Consider the following 22,359-nt stretch of genomic DNA (forward strand, 5'->3'; position numbering starts at 1 on the left):
AAAAATTACCTCCATTTCATCTCCAAACGTTCAAAATTTATTCAGATTCGTCCGATAAGTTCTACGGAACAGTGGAGAACAATAATGAACGTAAAGGCACATCTCCTATTTAAATCCGGCATTGCGCTTTTTCTCTTTGCTTTGCACTCCATATCTTACGCCGGAATAGGATTAACATATCAAGGTCGCATTCTAAAACCTGATGGAATGCCTTTGGATTCCAGCAATGTGCGCTTCACAATTGAAATTAAAAGTTACAATGATTGTCTGCTTTATCAAGAAACTCAAACCGCGAATCTTTCCACTTCGGGTGGTGTTTTTTCCTTAAATATCGGTTCAGCGCCGGCGCCAAATATTCACAACTATGTCGGCTCTTCTTTGAGTTCGGTCTTTACCAATCGTGGCAGTTTCACGGGCTTGAGCGGCTGTACGGGCGGCACCTATGCACCGAATGCGGATGACGATCGCAAAATCGTTGTCAGCTTTGAAGATTTGACTTTACCAACGCCGACTTTAGAAACAATTCCTTCGCAAACAATTTCTTACGTGCCGTTTGCGATCGAGAGTTATCAGATCTCAGGTTTCACTTCACAAAACCTTTTGCGTGTCAGCGATGGCACCATCTCGCCAATGACTGTGGCGAACTACAACGAGCTGATGAATTTGATTGCGGGTTCATCGACTCAGTATGTGACGAGCGCCACGAACGGTGTTACTTCCGTCGCTTTCAGCCCTGCTGATTTCACGGGCGGCACAATCACTTCCACAGGTGCCGTCGCGTTGAAAGATGTCACAACGGCTGCAACGAAAGGAACGGCGACAAAAGTTCCGCAAATTACTTTCGACAGTAAAGGCCGTATCACTTCCGTCACGGAGGTCGATATTTCTGGAATCGGCGCCAGTGGGAATGCTGGCGGAGATCTTACAGGAACTTATCCGAATCCGACGCTCAACGCCTTAGCTGTGGATGAAGGAAAGCTTGCTGCTGACGCCGTGACCTCGGCAAAAATCAAAGATGGTGAAATCGTGAACGCCGACATCTCGGCAACAGCGGCTATCGCAGATACAAAACTTGCGACAATTTCCACAGCGGGAAAAGTGGCCAACTCCGCCACCAGCGGAACGGCCGCCAACACTCCCGACACGTTGGTTTTAAGAGATTCCAGCGGTGATTTCGCCGCACGAAATATTTCGGCGAATCAAATCAATTCCAACTCGACTTACGCTACAGATCTGTACATTCGTAACGCCGGAAACAACACAGTGAAGTTCAATCTGGACCCTGCGGCGAATGCGAATTTCTCTGTCGTGTGGCCGACGAACACAAGCAGCGCCGGCAAGGTTTTGCAAAACGACGGAAACGGCGTTCTTTCTTGGGTGGCCGCAAGTGCGGGCTCGGTCACGTCTGTTACAGCAGGAACCGGATTGAATGTGGGCGCAGGCCCGGGTGGCACGATCACATCGATTGGCACATTGAATGTGAACGTGGGTACGAGCGCGAATCAAATTCTTCAATTGAATGGCTCATCACAAATCCCTGCGGTTGATGGAAGTCTTTTAACAAATTTAACGCCGACAAATCTCGGGGCCGCCGTACCTATCAATAAAGGTGGTACAGGGCAAACGACAGCGACTGCAGCTTTCGATGCTTTGAGTCCTCTGACGAGCAAAGGCGATTTGGTTACAAGAGATGGCACAAACAACGTTCGTTTGCCCGTGGGCGCGGATTTTAAATACCTGCGCGCGAACTCTGCAGCGGCGACGGGCTTAGAATACGGCGATGTTTCCGCAACGGAACTCGCGTCGCTGAGTTCGACAGGCATCGTGAAAAGAACTGGCGCTGCCGCTTATACGACTTTGGGTGTGACGGCTCCTTTGATTGATACAGGTACGAATATTGGCTTGAGTATCGGCACAGGCCTGACAACAAGCGGAGGCAACCTTGTTGTGAATGTCGGCACTGGCGCCAATCAAATTCCTCAACTGGATGGCAGCGGTAAGTTGAACTCTTCCGTTCTGCCGAGCGGGACATCGACGCAATGGACGACAACGGGTTCGCATATTTACTACAATACGGGCAATGTCGGCATTGGTACGACAAATCCTGGAGCAAAGTTGCATGTTAACGGCTCTGCCGCATTTGAAAATAACACGGCAACATCCGCGGGACCGTCTTTCTCGTTCTGGAAAAATCGAAACTACACAGCGACACAGAACAACGACGAGCTTGGTTACATTTCTTTCTATGGACATGACGGTACGACCTCACAGCGTTCCGCATTCATTCTGTCTCGTGGTGAAGGCGCGCCGGCGGCGGGTTCGGTTCCTGCGAATATCGGGTTCTTTACGACATCTCCTGCAGGCACAGACAGCACAGAAAAAATGTTGATTACAGCGGCTGGTAACGTTGGTATCGGAACTTCTACTCCGACTGAAAAACTGGAAGTCGCAGGAAAAGTGAAAGCGACACAGCTTTGTATCGGTGCGGACTGCCGTGCCACATGGCCTGCGGGCGCGGGCGGTGACTTCCTCGCGAACGGCACTGTGGCCATGACTGGGAACTTCAGAACAGGCGGCTTTTGGCTTTCCAACGATGGCGACAGCGAGGGGGCTTGGATCGCTACCGACGGAAGAGTCGGCATCGGCACCAATACACCTGCCACGAAATTACATGTCAATGGCGATGCGATTATCGGCAATGGCAATACCACGTTCCAAGGCGCTAACTACATCCTTGGAAGCAGCAACACCGTAACGAACTCTAGCGGCGGAAATGCTTCTGGCAACTATATCGTTGGTGGAAGCAATAACATCACAACATCTCTTGCGAACTTCTCGTATAACTTATCCGTCTTCGGAAGTTCCAATACCGTCAACAATAACGCTGGAAACGCGATTGTCCTTGGTTATGGCAATACCGTCTCAGCTTCAAACTCCATCTCCATCGGCAGAAGCATTACGAACAGTATTGCCTCAAGTATGATGATCGGTGTTTCGAACACAAATAAAATCACCATGCTTTCGGACGGCAAAGTCGGCTTTAAGACAGAAACTCCGGCATACGAAGTGGATGTCAACGGCACGCTCAACACCACGACTTTGCGAATTGGCGGCACGGTATTTAATCCCGGCGCGTACGTGGATACTTCGACAAATCAAACTACAATCGCGGGAAATAAAACTTTCACGGGAACTCTGACTGCAGGCGGAGCCGGCACAGGCCTGTCTGTGACAAACAATATGACCGTCGGTGGAATTGCGACGGCGGCTGGTTTTGCGGCAAGCAGCTTGGGTACGGCAAGCTCCCCTGTATTCACTTTCTCTGGCGATCCGAATACGGGTTTGTACAGTTCTGCTGCAGACACCCTCGACGTCTCCGTTGCAGGATCCAACAGAATGCAAATATCTTCGACAGGGAACGTAGGGTTCTCTACAACCACGACCACCGGCGCCCGGGTCACAGTGAACTCCAGCGGGCAAAGCGGACCAGGAACTGCCAGCGGTACCAGCTTGCGTTTAGGACTTTCAACAGCCCTTGATTTCGGTGAATACGCCGGCGGCAATACTTGGATCCAAGCTTCCGATCGAACCACCTTCACAACGAAAAAAAATATTTCCCTAAATCCCGATGGCGGAAACGTTGCTATCGGCAACACGAATCCGACATACAAGCTAGATATCGGTGCGAATACTGATACAAACAACACCGTCGCCGTGCGCGCGTCATCCGTGACCGCCATGGAACTTATGAATTCCACATTCGGCGGCCTGTGGATGGGAGTGAATTTTTCCGGTGCCGCCGTGAACGGGATTCCAGCCAATGGAATAGGGTTTTCTGTCGGCAACAATAATATTATTTTCGCAACGGGCACGACTCCTGCCGAGCGTATGCGTATCTCTAACGTCGGAAATGTCGGGATCGGAACGATAAATCCATCGGAAAAATTGGAAGTTGCAGGAAATGTCAAAGCGACGGAATTTCTGTATACTTCGGATGCGCGTTTGAAAAAAGACGTTGTGACTTTGCCTGATGCTCTGGAAAAAGCGTTGCAACTTCGCGGCGTCAACTTCACTTGGAAAGCCGACAATAAGAAAACTGTCGGTTTTATCGCCCAGGAAGTCGAACAAGTGTATCCAGAGCTTGTGCGCACAGATGCAAAATCAGGATACAAAGCCGTGCAATATGGAAATATCGTGGCGGTGCTTGTTGAAGCGCTTAAACAGGAACACCGTGAGCGCGTCGAAAACCAAAATCTTTGCCAAGCGGAAGTGAAAAACATTTCCCGCCAAATCGCGAGCGCGCAATCCGCAACGGAAGAACGTGTTCGGGTTTTAGAAAAAGAAAATCAAGAACTCAAAGCGCGTCTTGAAAGACTCGAAAAAATCATTCTTCAGGGAAAATAAAAAAGGGAGCTGACGCTCCCCGCTTTTTTACTCTACAACAGGATCCACCTGACATCTTAATGGCAATTGATCGTCCGGCAACTTTTGATATTCCTCTCCGTTCACAGTGTGTACGTAGATGGAATTTGTCTTCGCGCCCTGAGCAATGGGTTGCCCCAACGTCAATATCACGCGATCGCCTGTTTTCGCCAAACCATGCGTCACCAGCAACTGATCCACCTGAGATAAAATATCTTCCATTGTCTTATAAGGCTTGATCGTGTGCGTTTGCACACCCCACATCAACTCCATGGAATTTAAAACATCCATGTGCTGAGTGATGGAGATAATCCGCGCTCGAGGACGGAAGCTGGAAATAATATTCGCCGTTTTTCCTGAAGTCGTCAGACAGATAATCGCTGTCGCATTCAGCTTTAATGCACTCAATGAAGCGCTGGCGGCAATCGCCGCCGGAGCACTCAAGAATTCATTCTCCAACGACAGACGATAATACTCTTCTTCATTGCGCTCAACTTCGCTGATAATCTCGTGCATTGTGCGAATACACTTAAACGGATACTTTCCGCTTGCGGATTCCGCCGACAACATCAAGGCATCAGAGCCATCCAAAACCGCGTTCGCCACATCCGTGATTTCCGCGCGTGTCGGGCGAGGATTTTCAACCATGCTATCAAGCATTTGCGTCGCTGTGATCACCGGCTTACCAAGTTCGTTACAAACATGGATGATGCGTTTTTGGAAACCTGGCAGACGACTTTGCCCAACCTCGACAGCGAGGTCACCGCGGGCGACCATCACCACATCACTAAGACGGCAGATCTCTTCGAGGTTTTCGAGCGCTTCCACCATTTCAATTTTCGCGACGATTTTCGCCGTTGATTTTTTAGCTTCGATGATTTCGCGCAACTTACGAATATCGCGGGCATGACGAACGAAACTCAAAGCGACATAGTCGACTTTATTGGCAAGACCGAATTCCAAATCTTCCAAATCTTTTTTGGTCATGCATTCGACAGGAAGATTGACGCCCGGAAGATTCATCCCTTTGCGGTCTTTAAGAATACCGCCGTAAACGACTTCAACGTCGACCTCTTCACCCCGCACGTGCAAAACTTTAAGCTCCATCAAACCGTCATCCAAAAGGATGCGCGTCCCCGGAGAGCACGCTAACGGCAATTCTTTAAAGTCCGAAGGAATCAGCCCCGTGGTTCCCAAAACGGGAGCCGTCGTCACAACAAGTTTTTCACCAGGCTTGATTTCAATTGAACCCTTTTCAAACTTGCCTACGCGAATCTTAGGACCTTGCAGGTCTTGAAGAATCGCTACGGGAGCCCGCAACTCTTTTGAAAGTTTACGCAAAGATTGAATAACTTTGAGGTGGTCTTCATGACTGCCGTGGGAAAAGTTAAGGCGAGCCACGTTCATGCCCGCCTTAATTGCTTTTTCTAGATTTTTTTCTTCACGCGTCGCCGGCCCGATAGTGGCCACAATTTTTGCTCGACGATCTGCTAACATGTTCCTTACGCCTTCCTGCTATATGAACTCATCTTCAAAGACAAGTTTTGCATATCTTCCTGATGGCGTCTATTCATTCTATCAAGTTGATCTTGATGAGACTCATTGAGTTGCGCGAGCTTGGCTTCATACTTCATGGACAAGGATTCCTTTTCCATTTTTGTCGCCTTTTCGCGATCTTCTCCACGCTGGGAATACATTTGTTCCAAACGTTTGATCTCACGGTTTTGACTTTCCTTGAGTTGAGCAATTTTGTCCTCATAGTTCTTCACTGTTTGCTCAAGGCGGCCATTAAACGTCGCTTCCATATTACGGAAACGCTCTGTCATAACCTTGTTTGTCTGCACCTGATCATTCACGGTTTTATCACGGTAGTCATCCATACGGTTTACGTAATTCGACTTCACCATATCCAGAGAGTCTTGATAGTACTGCCCCAGTTGTTCCGTATTCTTATTTGTTAAATCCAAGATCTTACGCACACGACCCTCAGCATTATTGCTGACCTGAGTGACTTGGTCTTTATGCTGCTGGATCATGTTCTCGCGCTCTTCGCGATGACGCGCATTTGAGACAATGGCTTGAGAACGGTTTTCGCGATCGACGTTGCGAAGAAGCTTGTTATTCTCATGCAACACGTTCGTGATACGTTCGTCATTAATCTCTTTCATGCGCTCAACCGCGTCTTCACGCTGTTGATTCACAAGATCGATTCTTTTTTCGTAAGCATTCGTCAAATTGCGGCGTTCGATACCGCGCAATCTTTCGTTTTTAGACATTTCATTATTCAGCTTGCTGTTCAAACGCTGAATCTGACTGTCACGAGAACGAATTTGCGAATTCACACGGCCGTTTACGGAATCGCGGAAATCCTGATTTTGCGAATCCATGGTGTCGGCCTTTTTCGCCAAAGCGTTTTCATACTTCGCGCGAATGCCTTCACGCTCTTCGTTCATGATTTCCTGTTTCATATCCAAAGAGTCCGAATATTCGGCATCTTTGTTTTTCACGGTGTCCGAATACTTTTGCGACCAACGAGCGTTATCGGCTTCTCTTTGACGCTCGCTATTTCTTAAGCGAGCTTCATAAGATTTACGCATTTCGTTTTGATTACGGTCCTTCGAACGAAGGGTGTCTTCGTACCCCGTCAACATCGCGTTTTTTTCTTTTTCATGGGCTTCGTTCATCTTACGCGTGTTGTTCTGAATAGACTCTTGGGATTTAAGGCGATTTTGTTCTGACATTTCAGCAAAACGACGGTCACGGGCTTCAACTTCATTGCTGAGTTGTCCCACCAAGTTGTCCTTTTGTGATTCAGAAATTTCTTTTTGCTTACGCAGACTTCCTTCAAAGCTTGAACGAGCCTCTTCACGCGCGTTGTAGGCATCTTCCATCTTATTACGCAAAGATTCACGATATGTTTGACGAACTTCATCAATCTTACGATTGTTCTCAAAATCTTTTTCGTTCAAACTTTCGCGGTTGCGCTCTTTAAGATCCGCGATGCGATTTTCATATGTGTCGGAAATATTTTTGATTTCGTCATGATAGCGTTGTTCCAAACGCTTGATTTCCGCGTTACGTCGTTTCGCATTTTCCGATTCGCGATTTTCATACTCTTCCCGAGTTTGGCGAATCTTTTCTTCCTGACGTGCGCGATCTGATGATGAAATAGAAGACATCCTATCCTCCCAGACCTCAGATTATCATGAGGGCTTGGAAGAAACTTCATATCAGATTGAGGCAAATTTAAAATCAGGACTCTGGTCTAGCGACCGAATACCTTTTCGCGGTAGAGTTCCTGCACACGGCGGCGCTCCGCCTCTTGACGTTGAACTTTTTCGGCCTGCAAACGCTGCTTTTCCTGAACAGAAGCGATTTCCCGCTCGGCGACAGCTTTGTAAAGAACCGCACTTCGCTCCGCTAGGTCACCCCAGTTTTCACGCAAATGAACGACTTCTTTAATGAACTCCTCTTTGCTGCCGCGATAGAGATGGCTCCACAATGGCAACTGCTCTTTCATGTCCACCGGCTGAAGCATTCCGTATTCAGTTTTGTTTTTAGAGTTGATCGCACCAATCCAGAATTCAAAACCTTCCGGAACTTGCAAGGTCTTTCCGTCGCGCAAAACCACTTGAAGATTCGCCGTCATATTACGAACAATCACTTGGTCTTTTTTCCACAAAACCCAGTACTCCCCGTGCGTCGCCTTCATCTTGGCGTGCAGGGTTTCGACTTCAACCCCGGGGCCTTCTTCCATCCACAAAGCCCCGCTGACCAGACGCCATTGCTGCGCAGACAAACGCACCAGCGTCGAACCCGCCGTCGCATGCAACTTCAACGAGTCTTGAAGCAAATGAAATCCCGACTTCAAAGCTTGTACGGCACATGTTTCTTTTGATTTCATACAAGAGGCCGGCTGTTCCATGTAATCCGCTGACGCCCGCACGCGAACTTCCATTTGAAAAGCCATTAGAAAAATAAAAAGACGAATCCACTTTCTCATCGATACTCAACGTTCTGCGCGAGTTTCTTCGCTTGTTGCTTAAGGTCGTCGTTCTTGAAATTTTTCAGGACGGTTTTATAAATCTCAGAGGCTTCTTCCGCTTGATTATTAAACTCGCTGATCTGCCCCATACGCAAAAGGATGAAACCCGTAAGATCATGCTGCGGGTATTGCAAAACCATAGTGTCGATTTCCGCTAAAGAACTGCGGAAGTCTTTTTTAAGGAAGTAACTTTCTGCAATGAAAAAACGCGCCTCGACCCCGTGCGAAGACAAAGGGTACTTATCCAGAAGCTGCGAAAACTCACGAATCGCCTTGTCGTAGTTTTTACTGTTAAAGAAACGCTTTCCCTTTTCATAGTAAACAGAGGAAAGATCGAGAGCCGATTCACTTGCCGGAGCACGCACAACGGAAGATAAATTACGAAGCTCATAATGTGCTTGAAGTTTTTTGTCGTCAGGAAGAACTTGCGCAACCGTTTGCTGGAAGTCCTTTAACTGGTAAGTTAAAAGAGAGTTGTTAAATCTCTCTTTTTCCACCTGTTTTTGCAATTGCGCCAAACGCATTTCATACTGTTCGTGACCGTTAAAGTGTCCGACTAAAAGCGCGTAGCCAAAAAGAAGCCCTACAGTCAGACACAAACAGAAAACAATAAAGAAAGAGTTTTGATTCTTCATGTCTCACTTATCGGCAAAAACCGATAAAAATTGAGACTCGAAGAACCTGTCTCAGTTTGAGACCCCGGAAAAACTTTAATTCTGGCCGTAGGTATATACCACTTCAGCGTCGAGGTCTTTCCACTTGCCGTCTTTCATGATTTTTGGCGAAACTCGACCCTTCATCATTGTGAGTCTCTTATCCGCCGTCGAGTACCAAAGATAAATAGGGTCCACCAACGCCGCAATCACAAAGCTTGTCGGCTTCATACGCAGCTCCATCCATTTTTCCCCTTTGTGCTCCGTCTCGCCTCTTTTTTCTAAAGTAAAGCCTACGGTTTCCAGCCGATCCCAAACGGCGAATCGAACATCCAAAGCTTTTCCGCTCGAAAGATCATTCCAGTTTTCCGTCACGAAAGCGTTGAAGTTTGCTGTCGATAGAACCGTGCCTTTCACTTTTTCTTCGGCCGATTTCTTTTTGCCACCGGGACCTTCGTATTCAAAATGAATCTTGCCATCGACCACCGAGAAGCTGCCTTTTTCTTGCGTCTGAGGGCGATTCACTTCATAGCGTAGGACTTGCGCTCCTTTAAGGACGCCCTTTTCCTGCACCACCATCGCGCCGTTGAGATCCTTATAAGTCGCTTCAGTATGAACTCCATCCTCGGCAGGCTGAATCGCGATATGGACCGTATAGAGTTTTTTCGTCTGATTGGACTTAAGATCGTAAAGCGTTCCAGAAGTTATATTTTGTGCAAACGCGAAAACAGGAAAAAGAACTGCCAGTAAAGCGGACACCGGAAACCTCCTCGATGTTTGTCTACAATACTGCATCACATCCTGGACTCCGACAACGCAAATATCTTGACCATTTTAAACGGCAAAATTAGCTTGAGATCCTTTGAGTGAAGGGACAAGTACCTCATGAACAAAGCTCAGCTCGTTGAACTCGTTGCGGAAAAAACCAAGTCCACAAAATCACAATCAGAACTTATTTTGGATGCAACTTTGAAGGTGATTCAAGAAGCCCTGAAAAAAGGCGACGAAGTGAAATTGGTCGGCTTTGGCACATTCTCCCGCAGCGCGCGCAAACCTCGCCAGGGACGCAATCCTAAAACGGGCGAAACGGTGAAAATCCCCAGCGCTTATGTCCCCCGCTTTAAACCAGGTAAAGATCTTAAAGACGCTCTTAATTAAACTCGGGGCGATCTAAAAGCCGGCACCAGCCGCTCAACCCTGTTTTCCAGATATATTGATTTCCCGAGACAGTGCCTGCCGCTAAGGAAGCCTTCAGTTCGCGAATGGAAAATGGCCCTTCTTGCAAAGACGTTTTGCCATTCTCACTGGGCACTAACAAAACCCATTCTTTTTCATCTTCAAGAATTTCCGCGCCCGGAATAAAACCTTGAATAGCCGGAAAAAGAGAGCGTTCAAACTCGGGCCACTCGCAGGCCGCCTTCCACTCTCCGGTGGCATCGCTGCTGATAAGATCGAACAAACCTATTTTGCCGCTATGAATGCGCGCACGCATTTCTTCCAAAGTCAGTGGACCTTGCGGTTTGAGGTTCTCATTGTAATACCAAGAGATCTTTTTCATAACTTCTCTTTCTTGCTGTGAAATGGCGCCGGCAAGGATTCGATCACTTCCAAAATATCGTAATAAGTGACATTGAAGTTTTCATTATCCACCGTTTTTTTAAGAAACGTAAGAATCGTTTTTGGAGAGATCATTTTTTTGCGATATCCAAAATACAATCGCTCCCCAATCATTCCGCCAAGGAGTTGAGCCGCCACAAGGTAACTCCATTTTTTTCGTGGCAAAGCCTGCAACCGGTGTTTCGCCACGCCGGTAATCACCATAAGCTCATGCATCTTTTGCGCAAGCGCCAACTGCAGGGCTTCTTTTCCCGTCTGCGGACCGCGCGCCGCCAAAGTCGCTTTGATATCCGCAATCGTGTCTGCTTTTCTTTTGTGATTAATGATCTTAGAGCCGAAGTACGCGACCCCTTCCATCCAAATCAAACGCAGAAAGTCCCCCGGCATTTCAGAGTGCAGCTCTTTCGTGCCGCTGACTTGGGCATGCACGTAGCGCATCGCTAAGGACGCCGCATGATTCACCGAAGCTCGCGCCAGATAAGCTGCCCCGACCTCGGGAACGTAAAAAGACATCTGCTCCGCAATCATCGCCTCGATCCAACGCAATTTTTTAGCATCGCATTTTTCCCGGACCTGACTCCAAAAAGCGCTGTCTCTGGCCGTATAAACAGAAAGCCCCGCAATAGAAACAGGTGTGCCTAACTCTTCAGAGATAATTTTCACGTAGCGGCCAATATGATCGGTGTAATCTAAGAATGTGTCGTCATCATCTTCGTCGTCTTCATCGAGTTCGAGATCATAAGCCTGCTCAAGATACATCAGATAGTTTTGCCACTTCACCCACGGCGGCACACTCATCAAACAGAAAATATTCTGCGACAAACGCACCAAATCCGTGGTGGCTTCCATCTCGCGATTTAAAAGCTGAAAATAAATCTTCTCGGAGTTTTGAAAAATGCGAAGCACCTTCTTGGCAAAGGACTTCCCTAAAATATTTTCGAGCTCCTGCGGTATATGTGCCCCGGCTAAATGCAAGTCTCCATAAATGACAAAGACCAGATGCTCTGGATTCTGCTTCACCAGATCCGCAATCAGTTTTCCGGCAAAGACATCCCGGGACTTCAAAGTGGCTGCATTTCTTTTTTTGTAGGTTTTATTAATTCCTTGAACGGAAATCTTATGTTTCTGAGCCCACCGCAATAGAGGACGATAATGCTCCCATGGAAAGCCCCACTTGGATTGCCACTGAACCGCTTTTAAAAAGTCCCTCTCTGACATTTTTCCGGAAAGAAATTTATTGAGCTTTTCCTGATCCGCGGCTTCAAAAAATTCGACCGCCAAAATCACTTTTCGTTGCGGCGGCAGCCCCCGTAAAATACGTAGCTGAGCTTTTTGTGATTGATGGAGCGCGTGAAAGTCCCCCACCATCACAACTTGGGATTTTTCGATTTGCTCCCACAGAGCTTCTTTGGTTGATGCGGTCCATTTTTTCGAGAATTCTTTTTCGTAGATCTTACGATAACGCATCAACTCTGGAGTGTCTTCCCCAAGGCGATGCTGCACTTGCCGTTCCATTTGCAAGTAAAGATCCTTCCGAATTCTTATCCACTTTTGTAGGTCGTTCAAAGCTGTCTTCCTTGATAGCCTTTTGATTTTTACATAATTTTGATTGATTTCAAACACGAATCTAAGTTCAATGGGGACATGAAAACTACAGCCAGCAAAAACAACTATCTTCTTCTTGCGATTATTGCGACTTTGGTAGCTATCGGAGTCCACACTTATCTTACGCAGCACTACTACGGCATCAAGTTCGGTATCGCTGAAGGGGACTCCGTCTGTAACATCAGCGAAGTGATGAATTGCGATGCTGTGACAGCCAGCAAGTTTTCGGCATTCCTCGGTGTACCTATCGCACTTTGGGGAGCCGCAACCAACCTCATCCTTCTTTACTTCTTGCTGGTCACTCGCTTTAACCTTGTTCAAGATCCTGCGAAGACATCTCGTTACGCGTTCTTGCTTTCTTCCGTCACAGTTTTAGCTTCCGTTGTTATGGGCGCGATCAGCTTGACCGCTATGAGCAACATCTGCATTTTCTGCGTTTCCGCGTACGTTCTTTCTCTGATCGGCTTCTTCGGAATCTGGAAAGGGGCTGAAGACCTCTCCGTTTCCAATCTTAAAGAAGACATCAAAGACATCTTTGTCAGCGAAAGATGGGTGGCAGGATTTCTTTTGGCGATTCCAGCTTTGGCCTTCCTTGGAAATATTATGTACCTTGAAAGCCATGGTCTGACGGAAATCGAAAAAGTCACCAAAGAGCGCGTGGCTTACTGGCAAGTCGCTCCGGTTCAAGAGTTTGATCCTAATGCAGGACTGGTTCTGCAAACCGGCACAGGCGAACCAAAAATGACGATTGTGGAGTTTGCTGACTTCCGCTGCCCGCACTGTAAACACGCAGCCCCTAGCCTTCACGCTTTCACAAAAAGTCATCCTGATGTGAAACTGATCTTCAAACCATTCCCTCTTGACGGAACGTGCAACGAAGCTATGCGTGGTGGCGGCGACGGCATCTCTTGCGGATTGGCCGCAGCGGTTATGTGTGCTGAGAAAATGGACAAAAAAGGCTGGGCTACACACGACTACTTCTTTGAAAACCAAATGCAGATCATCCAAATGCAAAACTTAGATGAGAACTTGGAAGACGCCGCAAAATCCGTGGGACTTCCTCTTGAAGACCTTAAGACTTGCGTGAAATCTCCAGAGACTCTGGAGCTTATCCGCAAAATGGCAAAAGAAGGCGAAGTGGCGAAGATTCAAGGGACGCCCACTGTTTTTGTTAACGGCAAATGGTTGAACGGAGGACAATTGATCCCCGTTCTTGAAGGCGCCTATAAAACTTTAAAGTAATTCTTTAGAATCCGATAATGCTGGCCAACCAATTGGCCGCTTTACCAAAAAGATCGTCGAAGACGATGACACTCGTCTTCGCGAGACCATGAACGACTTCCATCCAAAAAGCTAAAATTATAATAGCCAGGAACGAAAACCATAGAGCGCGCACAACATAGATTGTTGAGCGCACGTCTTGCACGCGCAAATCGCCTTGTATTTTCTCAACAATTTTCAATACATATTGAAGTTCTCTAAAGTGCTCTTTGAATTTCTCGCGCAATTCTTGTTGCTTTGCACGAGTCAATGAGTTGATACCCGGGAAACTTCTTTTTGCTTTAATCGCGTAGATTAGATCCACCGAATGGTGAATGTAGCGCGTGATCTTGGATTGAAAATTAGGGTATTCCGAAGGCTTTTCAAGGAAATCTTTAAGTTCTTCGATCGCCCGATCGTAGCGCTCATCCAGAACCCACGTCAGAATATTAAAACGCAAGGAATCCGGTCTGCCTAGTTCCGCACGATCCACGCCCACGTCGAAAAAGGCCGACTCTTCCTTTTTCTTAAGCTCATCCGGGTTGTTGACTTCCTTAACTGCGGGTACTGACATGAAGTTCTTTTCGGAATTTTCTTTTAGATCATAAAGCTCTTTTCGCTATTCCAAAGTCTAGTCTTAAGCCGTTAGTTTGACTACTTTCGTCTCGGTCTGAGAATATGAGGTATAGGGCGACCTAGACTTCATGGAGGAGGGCTATGGAAACCGAATCATTTCAAACAGCGGTATTAGGACATCTCGACTTTGAAAATACTCAACCTGCCGTAGGGAACATTCCCCTGCCGGATGAGCTTCCACGTCGTAATGACTTCAGTCATCTTCCCAAAGAGATTCTTAAATCTTCCACTGTAGAAAACCTGATTTCCCAGAACGAAGATTTGATGGCGCGTCTTAAAGTGGCGTTGCGCCGCCTTTCTATTCTTGAAACTGAAAATCAAAAGCTCAGCGACGAATCGAACAAAGCCCGCCTCTCTCAGTCCTCTGTGACAGATCAAATCCTTGTCTGGAAAGAAAAGGATGCGATGTGGAGACAAAAAGTCGATCAACTGGAAAAAGACAAAGAAATCCATGTTGAAAAACTGCGTGCGTTGCAAGAGAAAATCCAGACGATGTCTTCGGAGCTTTCCCGTCATGTGAAATACCATGAGCGTATCAAAACGCAGGTCAAACCCTACATCTCTCAGCTGAAGGAATACTCCCGCATCCAGGATATCCGTCTGCAGGAGTTTGAAAATTCTTTGAGCCACAAGGAAGCACAGTTGCGTGACCTTCGCCATCAAGTGATCGAAGTGACGAAAAACTCGCGCTATCAAGTCGAAGCTTCTGAAAAGAAGGCTCAAGAAATGGTGCACTTCTATGAAGAGCAAATCCAAAGCCTCAACCGTGAGTTGCAAATGCTTCACGGAATTCAAGAGGACCTGGAAGTAAAAACTCTGAAGCTGCATTCCGCTTTGGAGCGCCAGGACACTCTTGAAAACGAGATCGTGACACTTCGCCGCAGCAAAGAGGAAATGAAAGAACGTCTTGAAGGTGAAATCACTCGCCAGCAAGAACGCATGTCTGAACTAACTCGTCAGAATCAAAAACTGGGCGTTGAGCACGCCGATTTGCAAATTCGCGTTGTCGAAGACCAGGAGCGCATTAAACAATTGGAAAAAGAAAACTTCCAATTCCAAGAGCAACTGGAGAGCCTTCGTTATATGTGGACGGCGAAGAATGAGGAACACGAAAAGCTCAAGGTCGCGACAGCCGCTTTAGAGCGACTCAACCTTGAGCTCAGCCAGAAGCTCAATGAACTTCGTAAGCAGGACGGGCTCTAGAAACTTTGCAGAGCCCCTTCGATACTTTCATGCACTTCCAAGTGCGAACACTCTGAAAAACTGAATAGGCGCTGGAAATCCGGGTTCAAACCCGCGATTTTCGCGTTGAATGTGTTTTTAGAATTCAAATCATTCAAAACTCCAAAGAAATTCTGAATGCCCGAAGAACCGACAAAGTGGAGGTTTTTCATGCAGAAAACGACCTTTTTATGGGCAAAATTCTGCAGACATGCTTTTTTGAAAGACTGTGTTTTTTCAATTTCAATACGACCGCTCAAAGACACAACAGTGATATCACCGTCGAGCACGAGTTTGACTTCCATGTAGAACCTCACGAATTGGTTAAACGCATAGATCTTTACGGCCGAATTTCGTGACATTTTGAGTCCAAAAAGAGGCCAGGCAAAAACACTTTTCCAACTCGACAAACGCCCAACTGGTCCCTACAATAGTTTGGTGCTTCAGAGCTGGATCTTCTTGTTTTTATTCTTAGTCGTGTCTGTTTTTGCAGGCACTCCCCTATGGGCTGCCGAACCCACGGCGAAGATCCATGGTATTTTGATCAATGCCGACAGTATGTACCGCGATTCCGAAAAAGAACTGGCCGAACTTGAAGGCAACGTGCAAATCGTTTTCCAAGGACAGCACATTCGTTCCGACAAAGCCCGCGTGCATTTGCGTTCTCGCCAAGTTGAACTTTTCGGCAATGTTGAAATCATGGATGCCAAAAACACCATTGTCGGCGATCAAGTGTTCTTGGATTATGAAAACAACACTGGTGTCATTTACAACGGCTTTGTGCAATCCGGCTCGATCATGTTCTCGGGATCTCTTTTACAGAAAGTGGGAGAGTCCGAATACATCGTGAGTTCCGCCGATTACACAGCCTGTGCGAACTGTCCGCCAAGCTGGAGTTTTTCAGGAACGACTGTTCGCGCGGAATTAGGCGGTTATGCTTATATCAAAAACGCCGTCTTGCGTTTTGCCGACATCCCCGTTTTTTGGTTTCCCTATCTGATCGTTCCCTTGAAGAGTGATCGTCAATCGGGTCTTTTAACTCCCTCTTTCGAGTCTTCTGACAAAGGGGGTTTCACACTTTCACAACCCTACTTCTGGGCGATTTCCCGCAACACCGATGCCACGTTTACCCTCAAAAATTACGCGAAACGTGGTAACAAGGGTCTTCTTGAATACCGCTATGTTTTGGATGAAAACTCCAGCGGGACTTTGAATACAGGAACGATCTACGACAACTCTTTTGCCGAAGATTCCCGCCTTAATACCTTCCGTCCTGAATCCGAGAAAGACACGGTCATTGATCGTTGGTTTGTGAAGTACGATCACTACTTTGAAATGCCCAATGACTTTGTTCATCGTGCCGAGATCAATCTTGCGAGCGACTTGCAATATCCTAAGGACTTCCCGCTTGAAACTTTGAATCACGGGGACTCGGCGATGGAAAACCGCATGTCTTTCACGCAGAATTCGAAAGACACGCATTGGAGCGTGGATTCCTCTTACTACGTAAATCTTTTGAATGCGAACCCGTTGGCGAGCAATGACGATGCCGTTCATCGCGTGCCTGAATTGCGTTTTGCTCAAGCACAAAAAAATATCGGCAACACAAATTTCATTTACAACATTGATTTGAACTATGTGGATTTTGCGCGTGCGGGTATCGCTTATGATGACATGACCTACACGACATTGCCCAATGGTCAGCGCATCGGTTACATCAAAAATACTTGCAACAGCCCGAACTGGGAAGACGACCCGAACTGTAAACGCATTTACGACGGCACCTACGACCCTGACACCGATATCATTCGCACAGGACAACGTCTCGATTTCCGCCCTGCTCTTTACTATCCGGTGAAGGTGTCAGATGGCTTGGATATTTTACCGAAACTTTCTTATCGCGAAACCCATTATAATTTTAACGTTGGTGACGAGAAAAACTACGTACGCCGTTATCTGCGCACCGAACTTGCGGGCCGCATGAACTTCAGCCGCGTGTACGGAGACCTCGTCAGTTCCAAAGCCACCCGCTACAAACACGAAATCATTCCTGAGGTGTCGTACACCAACATTCCTTGGATTGAGCAAGCAAATCACCCTTTCTTCGGCCCTGGCAATGTCGACGATGCTCCCTACTCTTCACGTGACAGCATCAATGACGGCGACGTCGCCAGTGATTATCGCGTGCAATTTGATTACAACGACCGCGTTTACGATCGCAATCTTGTGACCGTCGGTCTTATCAACAAAGTCACCGAAAAACGCTGGGTTGGAGATCGCCCGGAATATCGTCAGATCGGTTATTTAAAACTTGCCCAGTCGTACGACGCCACTCAAGAAGGCTCGAGCGGACGCGAGCCTTGGTCCGACATCAATGCGACACTCGATGTGCGCTTAGATCGTTTTCAAACTTATTCTATTTTAAATTATTATCCTTATCAGAACGTCACGAACATTTCTTCACGTGTGCGTGTGATGAATGAAAAAGGCCAATTCGGGCAAGTGCAACTGACTCGTCAGTATAAAATCACTCCCGGTCAGCCTGTGGATACAGACAACCGCACGGAAGACTATACGTTTTCGGCGGGTTTCATTTCCCGTCATATCAACTTGATGGGAAAGCTCGTTTACGATGCGAACTGGGCCGCTTCAGGCTCTGAAGATAAAATCAAATCGTGGGCATATATCGCGCAATTCAAACCACCTGGAGACTGCTTGATCATCACTTTGATTCAAGACCAAGTCACTGGCGGGGATACGAACTTGAAACTTAATTTCGAGTTTACATTCGATGGCGTGCCGAAACCGGCGTTGCCGCCAGAAGCTCTCGACACTTACGGATTCTAGAAATTAACAATCGTTGCGGAAACTTCGATGCCGTCCACGCTGCCGTTATCCATTTTCGGGAATACGGCAAAGTCAGGTTGTTGATAGGTTTTCGGTTCTTTGTTGGCTTGATACAAACCATAAGCAATCCCGGCGTAGAGTCCCAAGGAAGCTCCGCGAGCCACATTATTCCAAGACTCTCCCGGCTGATCTTCGACCGCGAGGCTTGCAACCCCGACGGCGGCTCCGCCAAGAGTTCCCCAAGCACAAGACTTTAAAAAAGCCTGAAGCCCTTGAGCATGTGAAGGTGGTGTGAAAGCAAGAACACTCAGAAGAACGAAGAAAATCTTTTTCATACATCATTGTCCCCCGAATGCATGGCATCCGGTCAACCACTGATGTCTTCAATCACTGTGACCTTGCCTTCTTTCGTGACAAAGGCCCAGTGGATCTCCACGAGCACCTCGAACTGACATGCAAGAAACTGCATCGCCCGGAAAAGACGATTCTTCTGTTTTTGCGATATCCGGTAAAAGTGAAACTCCGCAAGATTTGCGGTCTTCACTTCAACCATTAAAATATTTCCGTCAGGAGATTTGAAAAGCAGATCCACTTCCGCAAAAGGTGTTTTCACTCTTTGCGCAAGAACTTCGTAACCGGCTTTTTGATAAAATCGGAGAACTCTTTCTTCCGAGTCCAGACCACGTTGATGGGCCCAATACTCACTCTTCGGTGATAACGTACTCTTTAACGCCCGCGAAGGATTTGCGGTGGACGATACACGGCCCGTGCTCGACGATGCTTTGCATGTGAACGGCCGTGGAGTAGCCTTTGTGAACTTCGAAGCCATAGTGAGGATACTTCTCCCCTAACTCTTTCATCACACGGTCACGCGTGACTTTCGCGACAATAGACGCCGCCGAGATCGGAGCTGCTCGCAAATCGCCTTTCACCAAAGTCGTTTGTTCAAAGCCTACAATTCCCGGAATCTTCATATTGCCGTCGATCAAAATGTGACCGCCTTGAACACCCAGTTGCTCGACAGCTCTTTTCATCGCCAAGAGTGAAGCTTGGAGAATATTAAGCTCATCGATTTCTTCCACTGTTGCGAAACCGATACCGACCTGATGTTCTTTGAGAATTTGCTCCGCGATTTCTTCGCGACGAGCTTCGGAGATCAACTTTGAATCTGTGACAATGTCTTCCAGCGCTTCAGACTTAAAAATCACTGCCGCTGCATAGACCGGTCCCGCAAGACATCCTCGTCCCACTTCATCGACACCAATCACAGGCATTGGAGAATACGTGCGCCAATCCACTTTCGGGTACTCAACCTTCTTCGCTTTTTTTGCTGTCTTTTTTAAGACGATCTTCTTCGCTGCGGATTTCTTTACTGATGATTTCTTTGAAGAGATTTTTTTAGATACTACTACCATTACCAACACACCCGAAAGTTTTCGAGTGCATATTAGACATAGAGCCAGTTCATGGTCACTTGAATATACTTTTTAACGCGGAGATTTGCTTCGCTTCGAGCGAGGGTTTGAAGCGAAAAACTACACTGAAAGAAATTGAGTTGAGTTAGGTACAAAATGAAAAACCCAGGACTTTTGGGTCCTAGGTTTTTCAGTGGTTTTTTCTGTGAAATTCAGAAAGCTTGAGAAACTATTCTGCTTTGGAGCTAACCAATTCAGATTCGATCTTAGCAGCTTTACCTTCCAATGCACGAAGGTAGTAAAGTTTAGAGCGACGTACTTTACCAGTAGTTACTACTTCAACTTTATCAAGAGCTGGGCTTGAGAACGGGAATGTTCTTTCAACGCCAACGCCTGCAGAGATTTTACGAACTGTGAATGATTTCGCAGCACCAGATCCTTGGATCTTAGTTACGATACCTTTGTAAAGCTGAACGCGCTCTTTCTCACCCTCTTTTACTTTAACGAATACGTTAACAGTATCACCAGAGTCGAAAGTTTGAATGTTTTTGTTAGCAGCTTTAACACTAACGCGACGAACGAGGTTTGTTTCTTTAGCCATTGCTTAATCCTTGTAGCAGTCAATTTTCACAAAAAGTAAAACAAGGGTCTACCATGGACCCATTACGCGGTCAAGACAGATACTTACTGCCGATCTCACAGAAAGATGGCGGTAATCATTAGGGGGAGCCCCTCGAATACTCTCTAAGACTCCAGAGCAAGACCTAATCAAGCCTTCTGTCATACCGAAACCAGTACCAAATAGCATAAAAACGGGCTTCTTTTCCACATGCATTTCATGACGCAACTCTGCAAAGCTGAACTTTCTTTGCGCCCATTCCGTACGGGCTGTTGTTGCGATCGTAAGGCAATCCGGGGCACCCCAGTCCGCCAAAGCGCTCTCCACACTTTCGGCAGTTTTAACGACGCCTAAAGCGGTTTTTCGCATGGGATTGAACTTCGATCCCTGCCCTGTTCGCCAATGATCCAAAACCCGCTCTACAAACATGAGCTGCTCTTGCATGGGATGGATAATGTAATATTTTTCCACTCCAAACACAGTCGCCGCCCGGGCGATGTCATGAATGTCGAAGTTCGTGATGTTAGTCGCCACCGTTTTCTGCAAACGATCGCGCACGGGATGGTGAACCAGTCCAATTGCCAGGCGAGGTACGTAGGGTGTCTCACTCATGGAAGTCTTCCTCACTCAAATCATCAAGTCCCAAAACACGACGGTCTTTTTCAGCCAAGCTCAGCCAGAACTCTTTGAGCTCTTTCAGCGGAGGCCCCGTCTTTTTCTTTTTTAAAGCCTGATACTTTTCATTCTCTTGTTGAAGATATTCTTTAAATAAATCCGGTCGTTTTTTCAGCGTCACGAGAGCAGACACTTTCGTCTTCCACTCTTCGATAAGTTTGTGATTGCCGCTAAGAAGGATTTCAGGAACTTCTTGCTCTAAATACTCGCGAGGTCTCGTGAAATTCGGATGCTCCAAGAGGCCTGCAGAGAAACTGTCCTTATCCGCCGATTCATTGTGCCCCAGCACACCCGGAATAAATCGCGCGAGAGCATCGATAACAATCAAGGCCCCCAACTCCCCGCCAGACAATACATAATCGCCGACGGAAATCTCTTCATCAACAAACGAGTTGATGATCCGCTGATCGATGCCGCCATATCTTCCGCAGATAAAAACCAGATGCTCTTCCTTGGAAAGCGCACGGGCTTTCTCGTCTGTCAGAACTTTTCCTTGCGGAGACAGATAAAGGACCTTGGAATTCTTATGTTGCACCTTTTGAATTGTTTTTTCGAGAGTCTCAGGCAACATGATCATGCCGTCGCCGCCACCGAAAGGACGATCGTCCACTGTGCGATGACGATCTGATGCAAACTCACGAGGTGTGTGCGCTTGCACCACAAGAAGATCACTCTTTAATGCCTGCCCGAGAACTCCGTGCGAAACGGCGCCCTCGATCATTTCAGGAAAAAGAGTGATCACATCAATCTTAAGCATTCTCTAGATCGAAAAGACCTTCAGGCAAATCCATGATGACAGTCTGGTGTTTGAAATCGATTTTTTTGATGAAAGCGTCCACGAAAGGCACTTCCACTTTTTTCCCGCCGGCTTCAACAACCAAAAGATCTTGCACACCATTGGAAGAAAACGCCACGATCTCGCCCAAAAGTTTTTGCTCGGGATCCTTCAATTTGAAATTCTTAATTTCCGAGAGAAAAATTGTTTCGCCAGGCTTAGAAATCAAAAGGTCGTCTTCGATATGGAACTCCATGTGCTCCAACGACTCTGCCATTGTGCGATCTGTGACTTCTTTGGCTTTAACGATAAGACCTTTTTTAAAAGGCTTCGTTCTTTCCACTTCAAAAGTCTCCAGTTCTTCCGCGTCTTTCGCTTTCAACGCAAAACTTTTCATGCGCTTTGCCCAAGAGATATCACCGGAAGGGATGATAACGTAAAGATCTCCTTTAAGACCGTGCGCTTCGCGAACTTTTCCTACTAATTTCATACTTCACTCCAACCCTAGACCTTCAAGAAAGAATCTTGAAACTAAAAAGGGGCTGCCTTCTTCAGACAACCCCTTCCCT

21 protein-coding genes are annotated in these 22,359 nt (G+C 47.0%); 5 read left to right on the plus strand and 16 right to left on the minus strand.

All coding sequences use genetic code 11. The features are described 5' to 3' along the window. Positions 1-84: 84 nt before the first annotated feature. The gene (locus QJS83_RS11660) at positions 85-4,404 is read left to right on the plus strand and encodes a tail fiber domain-containing protein (protein WP_284605036.1); all 4,320 of its coding nucleotides are present in this window, start codon (positions 85-87) and stop codon (positions 4,402-4,404) included. A 27-nt stretch (positions 4,405-4,431) separates the two neighbouring features. Here QJS83_RS11660 and pyk read toward each other — a convergent pair whose 3' ends face one another. From pyk to QJS83_RS11685, 5 genes are all read right to left on the minus strand, one after another. After that, positions 4,432-5,919 (minus strand): pyruvate kinase, encoded by a 1,488-nt coding sequence (gene pyk, locus QJS83_RS11665; RefSeq protein ID WP_284605037.1) that lies wholly within the window; start codon positions 5,917-5,919, stop codon positions 4,432-4,434. 5 nt (positions 5,920-5,924) lie between these two features. After that, positions 5,925-7,601, minus strand: a complete 1,677-nt coding sequence (locus QJS83_RS11670; protein ID WP_284605039.1) for a hypothetical protein — start codon at positions 7,599-7,601, stop codon at positions 5,925-5,927. Between the two features lie 86 nt (positions 7,602-7,687). After that, positions 7,688-8,425, minus strand: coding sequence for a hypothetical protein (locus QJS83_RS11675; protein WP_284605040.1), 738 nt, complete (start codon positions 8,423-8,425; stop codon positions 7,688-7,690). Next, positions 8,422-9,102, minus strand: coding sequence for a tetratricopeptide repeat protein (locus QJS83_RS11680; protein WP_284605042.1), 681 nt, complete (start codon positions 9,100-9,102; stop codon positions 8,422-8,424). Before QJS83_RS11680 ends, QJS83_RS11675 begins: the two co-directional genes overlap by 4 nt. A 75-nt stretch (positions 9,103-9,177) precedes the next feature. Further along, the gene (locus QJS83_RS11685; protein ID WP_284605044.1) at positions 9,178-9,879 is read right to left on the minus strand and encodes a hypothetical protein; all 702 of its coding nucleotides are present in this window, start codon (positions 9,877-9,879) and stop codon (positions 9,178-9,180) included. Positions 9,880-10,005: 126 nt separating this feature from the next. On the opposite strand from QJS83_RS11685, the gene QJS83_RS11690 reads away from it, so the two are divergent. After that, positions 10,006-10,278 carry an HU family DNA-binding protein gene (locus QJS83_RS11690; protein WP_284605045.1) on the plus strand — a complete coding sequence of 91 codons (273 nt, stop codon included), beginning with the start codon at positions 10,006-10,008 and terminating at the stop codon, positions 10,276-10,278. Here QJS83_RS11690 and QJS83_RS11695 read toward each other — a convergent pair. Next, complete coding sequence (locus tag QJS83_RS11695; protein WP_284605047.1) at positions 10,271-10,678, minus strand: DUF4339 domain-containing protein; 408 nt, start codon at positions 10,676-10,678, stop codon at positions 10,271-10,273. The two genes, QJS83_RS11690 and QJS83_RS11695, sit on opposite strands and share 8 nt — an antisense overlap. Continuing rightward, positions 10,675-12,252 carry a ChaN family lipoprotein gene (locus QJS83_RS11700; protein WP_284605048.1) on the minus strand — a complete coding sequence of 526 codons (1,578 nt, stop codon included), beginning with the start codon at positions 12,250-12,252 and terminating at the stop codon, positions 10,675-10,677. Before QJS83_RS11700 ends, QJS83_RS11695 begins: the two co-directional genes overlap by 4 nt. Positions 12,253-12,381: 129 nt before the next feature. Between QJS83_RS11700 and QJS83_RS11705 the strand changes: the two genes are divergently transcribed. Next, the gene (locus QJS83_RS11705) at positions 12,382-13,584 is read left to right on the plus strand and encodes a vitamin K epoxide reductase/DsbA family protein (RefSeq protein ID WP_284605049.1); all 1,203 of its coding nucleotides are present in this window, start codon (positions 12,382-12,384) and stop codon (positions 13,582-13,584) included. A 4-nt stretch (positions 13,585-13,588) separates the two neighbouring features. Here QJS83_RS11705 and QJS83_RS11710 read toward each other — a convergent pair whose 3' ends face one another. Continuing rightward, positions 13,589-14,176 carry a hypothetical protein gene (locus QJS83_RS11710; RefSeq protein ID WP_284605050.1) on the minus strand — a complete coding sequence of 196 codons (588 nt, stop codon included), beginning with the start codon at positions 14,174-14,176 and terminating at the stop codon, positions 13,589-13,591. A gap of 143 nt (positions 14,177-14,319) precedes the next feature. On the opposite strand from QJS83_RS11710, the gene QJS83_RS11715 reads away from it, so the two are divergent. Continuing rightward, a complete protein-coding gene (locus tag QJS83_RS11715) occupies positions 14,320-15,441 on the plus strand; it encodes a coiled-coil domain-containing protein (protein ID WP_284605052.1) in 1,122 nt (373 codons plus the stop codon). Here QJS83_RS11715 and QJS83_RS11720 read toward each other — a convergent pair. Beyond that, positions 15,438-15,764: an STAS domain-containing protein gene (locus QJS83_RS11720; RefSeq protein WP_284605053.1), complete on the minus strand. Its 327-nt coding sequence runs from the start codon at positions 15,762-15,764 to the stop codon at positions 15,438-15,440. The genes QJS83_RS11715 and QJS83_RS11720 overlap by 4 nt on opposite strands. A 133-nt stretch (positions 15,765-15,897) precedes the next feature. On the opposite strand from QJS83_RS11720, the gene QJS83_RS11725 reads away from it, so the two are divergent. Continuing rightward, positions 15,898-18,306, plus strand: a complete 2,409-nt coding sequence (locus QJS83_RS11725; RefSeq protein ID WP_284605054.1) for an LPS-assembly protein LptD — start codon at positions 15,898-15,900, stop codon at positions 18,304-18,306. Here QJS83_RS11725 and QJS83_RS11730 read toward each other — a convergent pair. The 7 genes from QJS83_RS11730 to rimM all read right to left on the minus strand — a co-directional run bounded on the left by QJS83_RS11730 (position 18,303) and on the right by rimM (position 22,280). Beyond that, a complete protein-coding gene (locus tag QJS83_RS11730; RefSeq protein ID WP_284605055.1) occupies positions 18,303-18,641 on the minus strand; it encodes a hypothetical protein in 339 nt (112 codons plus the stop codon). The two genes, QJS83_RS11725 and QJS83_RS11730, sit on opposite strands and share 4 nt — an antisense overlap. Positions 18,642-18,673: 32 nt before the next feature. Then, the gene (locus tag QJS83_RS11735) at positions 18,674-18,985 is read right to left on the minus strand and encodes a YraN family protein (protein ID WP_284608798.1); all 312 of its coding nucleotides are present in this window, start codon (positions 18,983-18,985) and stop codon (positions 18,674-18,676) included. A gap of 22 nt (positions 18,986-19,007) precedes the next feature. Further along, complete coding sequence (locus QJS83_RS11740) at positions 19,008-19,721, minus strand: ribonuclease HII (RefSeq protein WP_284605056.1); 714 nt, start codon at positions 19,719-19,721, stop codon at positions 19,008-19,010. A 229-nt stretch (positions 19,722-19,950) separates the two neighbouring features. Further along, positions 19,951-20,322 carry a 50S ribosomal protein L19 gene (rplS, locus tag QJS83_RS11745; RefSeq protein WP_284605057.1) on the minus strand — a complete coding sequence of 124 codons (372 nt, stop codon included), beginning with the start codon at positions 20,320-20,322 and terminating at the stop codon, positions 19,951-19,953. 48 nt (positions 20,323-20,370) lie between these two features. Then, positions 20,371-20,952: an RNA methyltransferase gene (locus QJS83_RS11750; RefSeq protein WP_284605059.1), complete on the minus strand. Its 582-nt coding sequence runs from the start codon at positions 20,950-20,952 to the stop codon at positions 20,371-20,373. Beyond that, complete coding sequence (gene trmD, locus QJS83_RS11755; protein ID WP_284605060.1) at positions 20,945-21,772, minus strand: tRNA (guanosine(37)-N1)-methyltransferase TrmD; 828 nt, start codon at positions 21,770-21,772, stop codon at positions 20,945-20,947. Before trmD ends, QJS83_RS11750 begins: the two co-directional genes overlap by 8 nt. Continuing rightward, positions 21,765-22,280 carry a ribosome maturation factor RimM gene (gene rimM, locus QJS83_RS11760; RefSeq protein ID WP_284605061.1) on the minus strand — a complete coding sequence of 172 codons (516 nt, stop codon included), beginning with the start codon at positions 22,278-22,280 and terminating at the stop codon, positions 21,765-21,767. The genes trmD and rimM overlap by 8 nt, the downstream gene beginning before the upstream one ends. Positions 22,281-22,359: the final 79 nt, after the last annotated feature.

This window comes from Bdellovibrio sp. 22V (assembly GCF_030169785.1).
GTDB lineage: Bacteria > Bdellovibrionota > Bdellovibrionia > Bdellovibrionales > Bdellovibrionaceae > Bdellovibrio.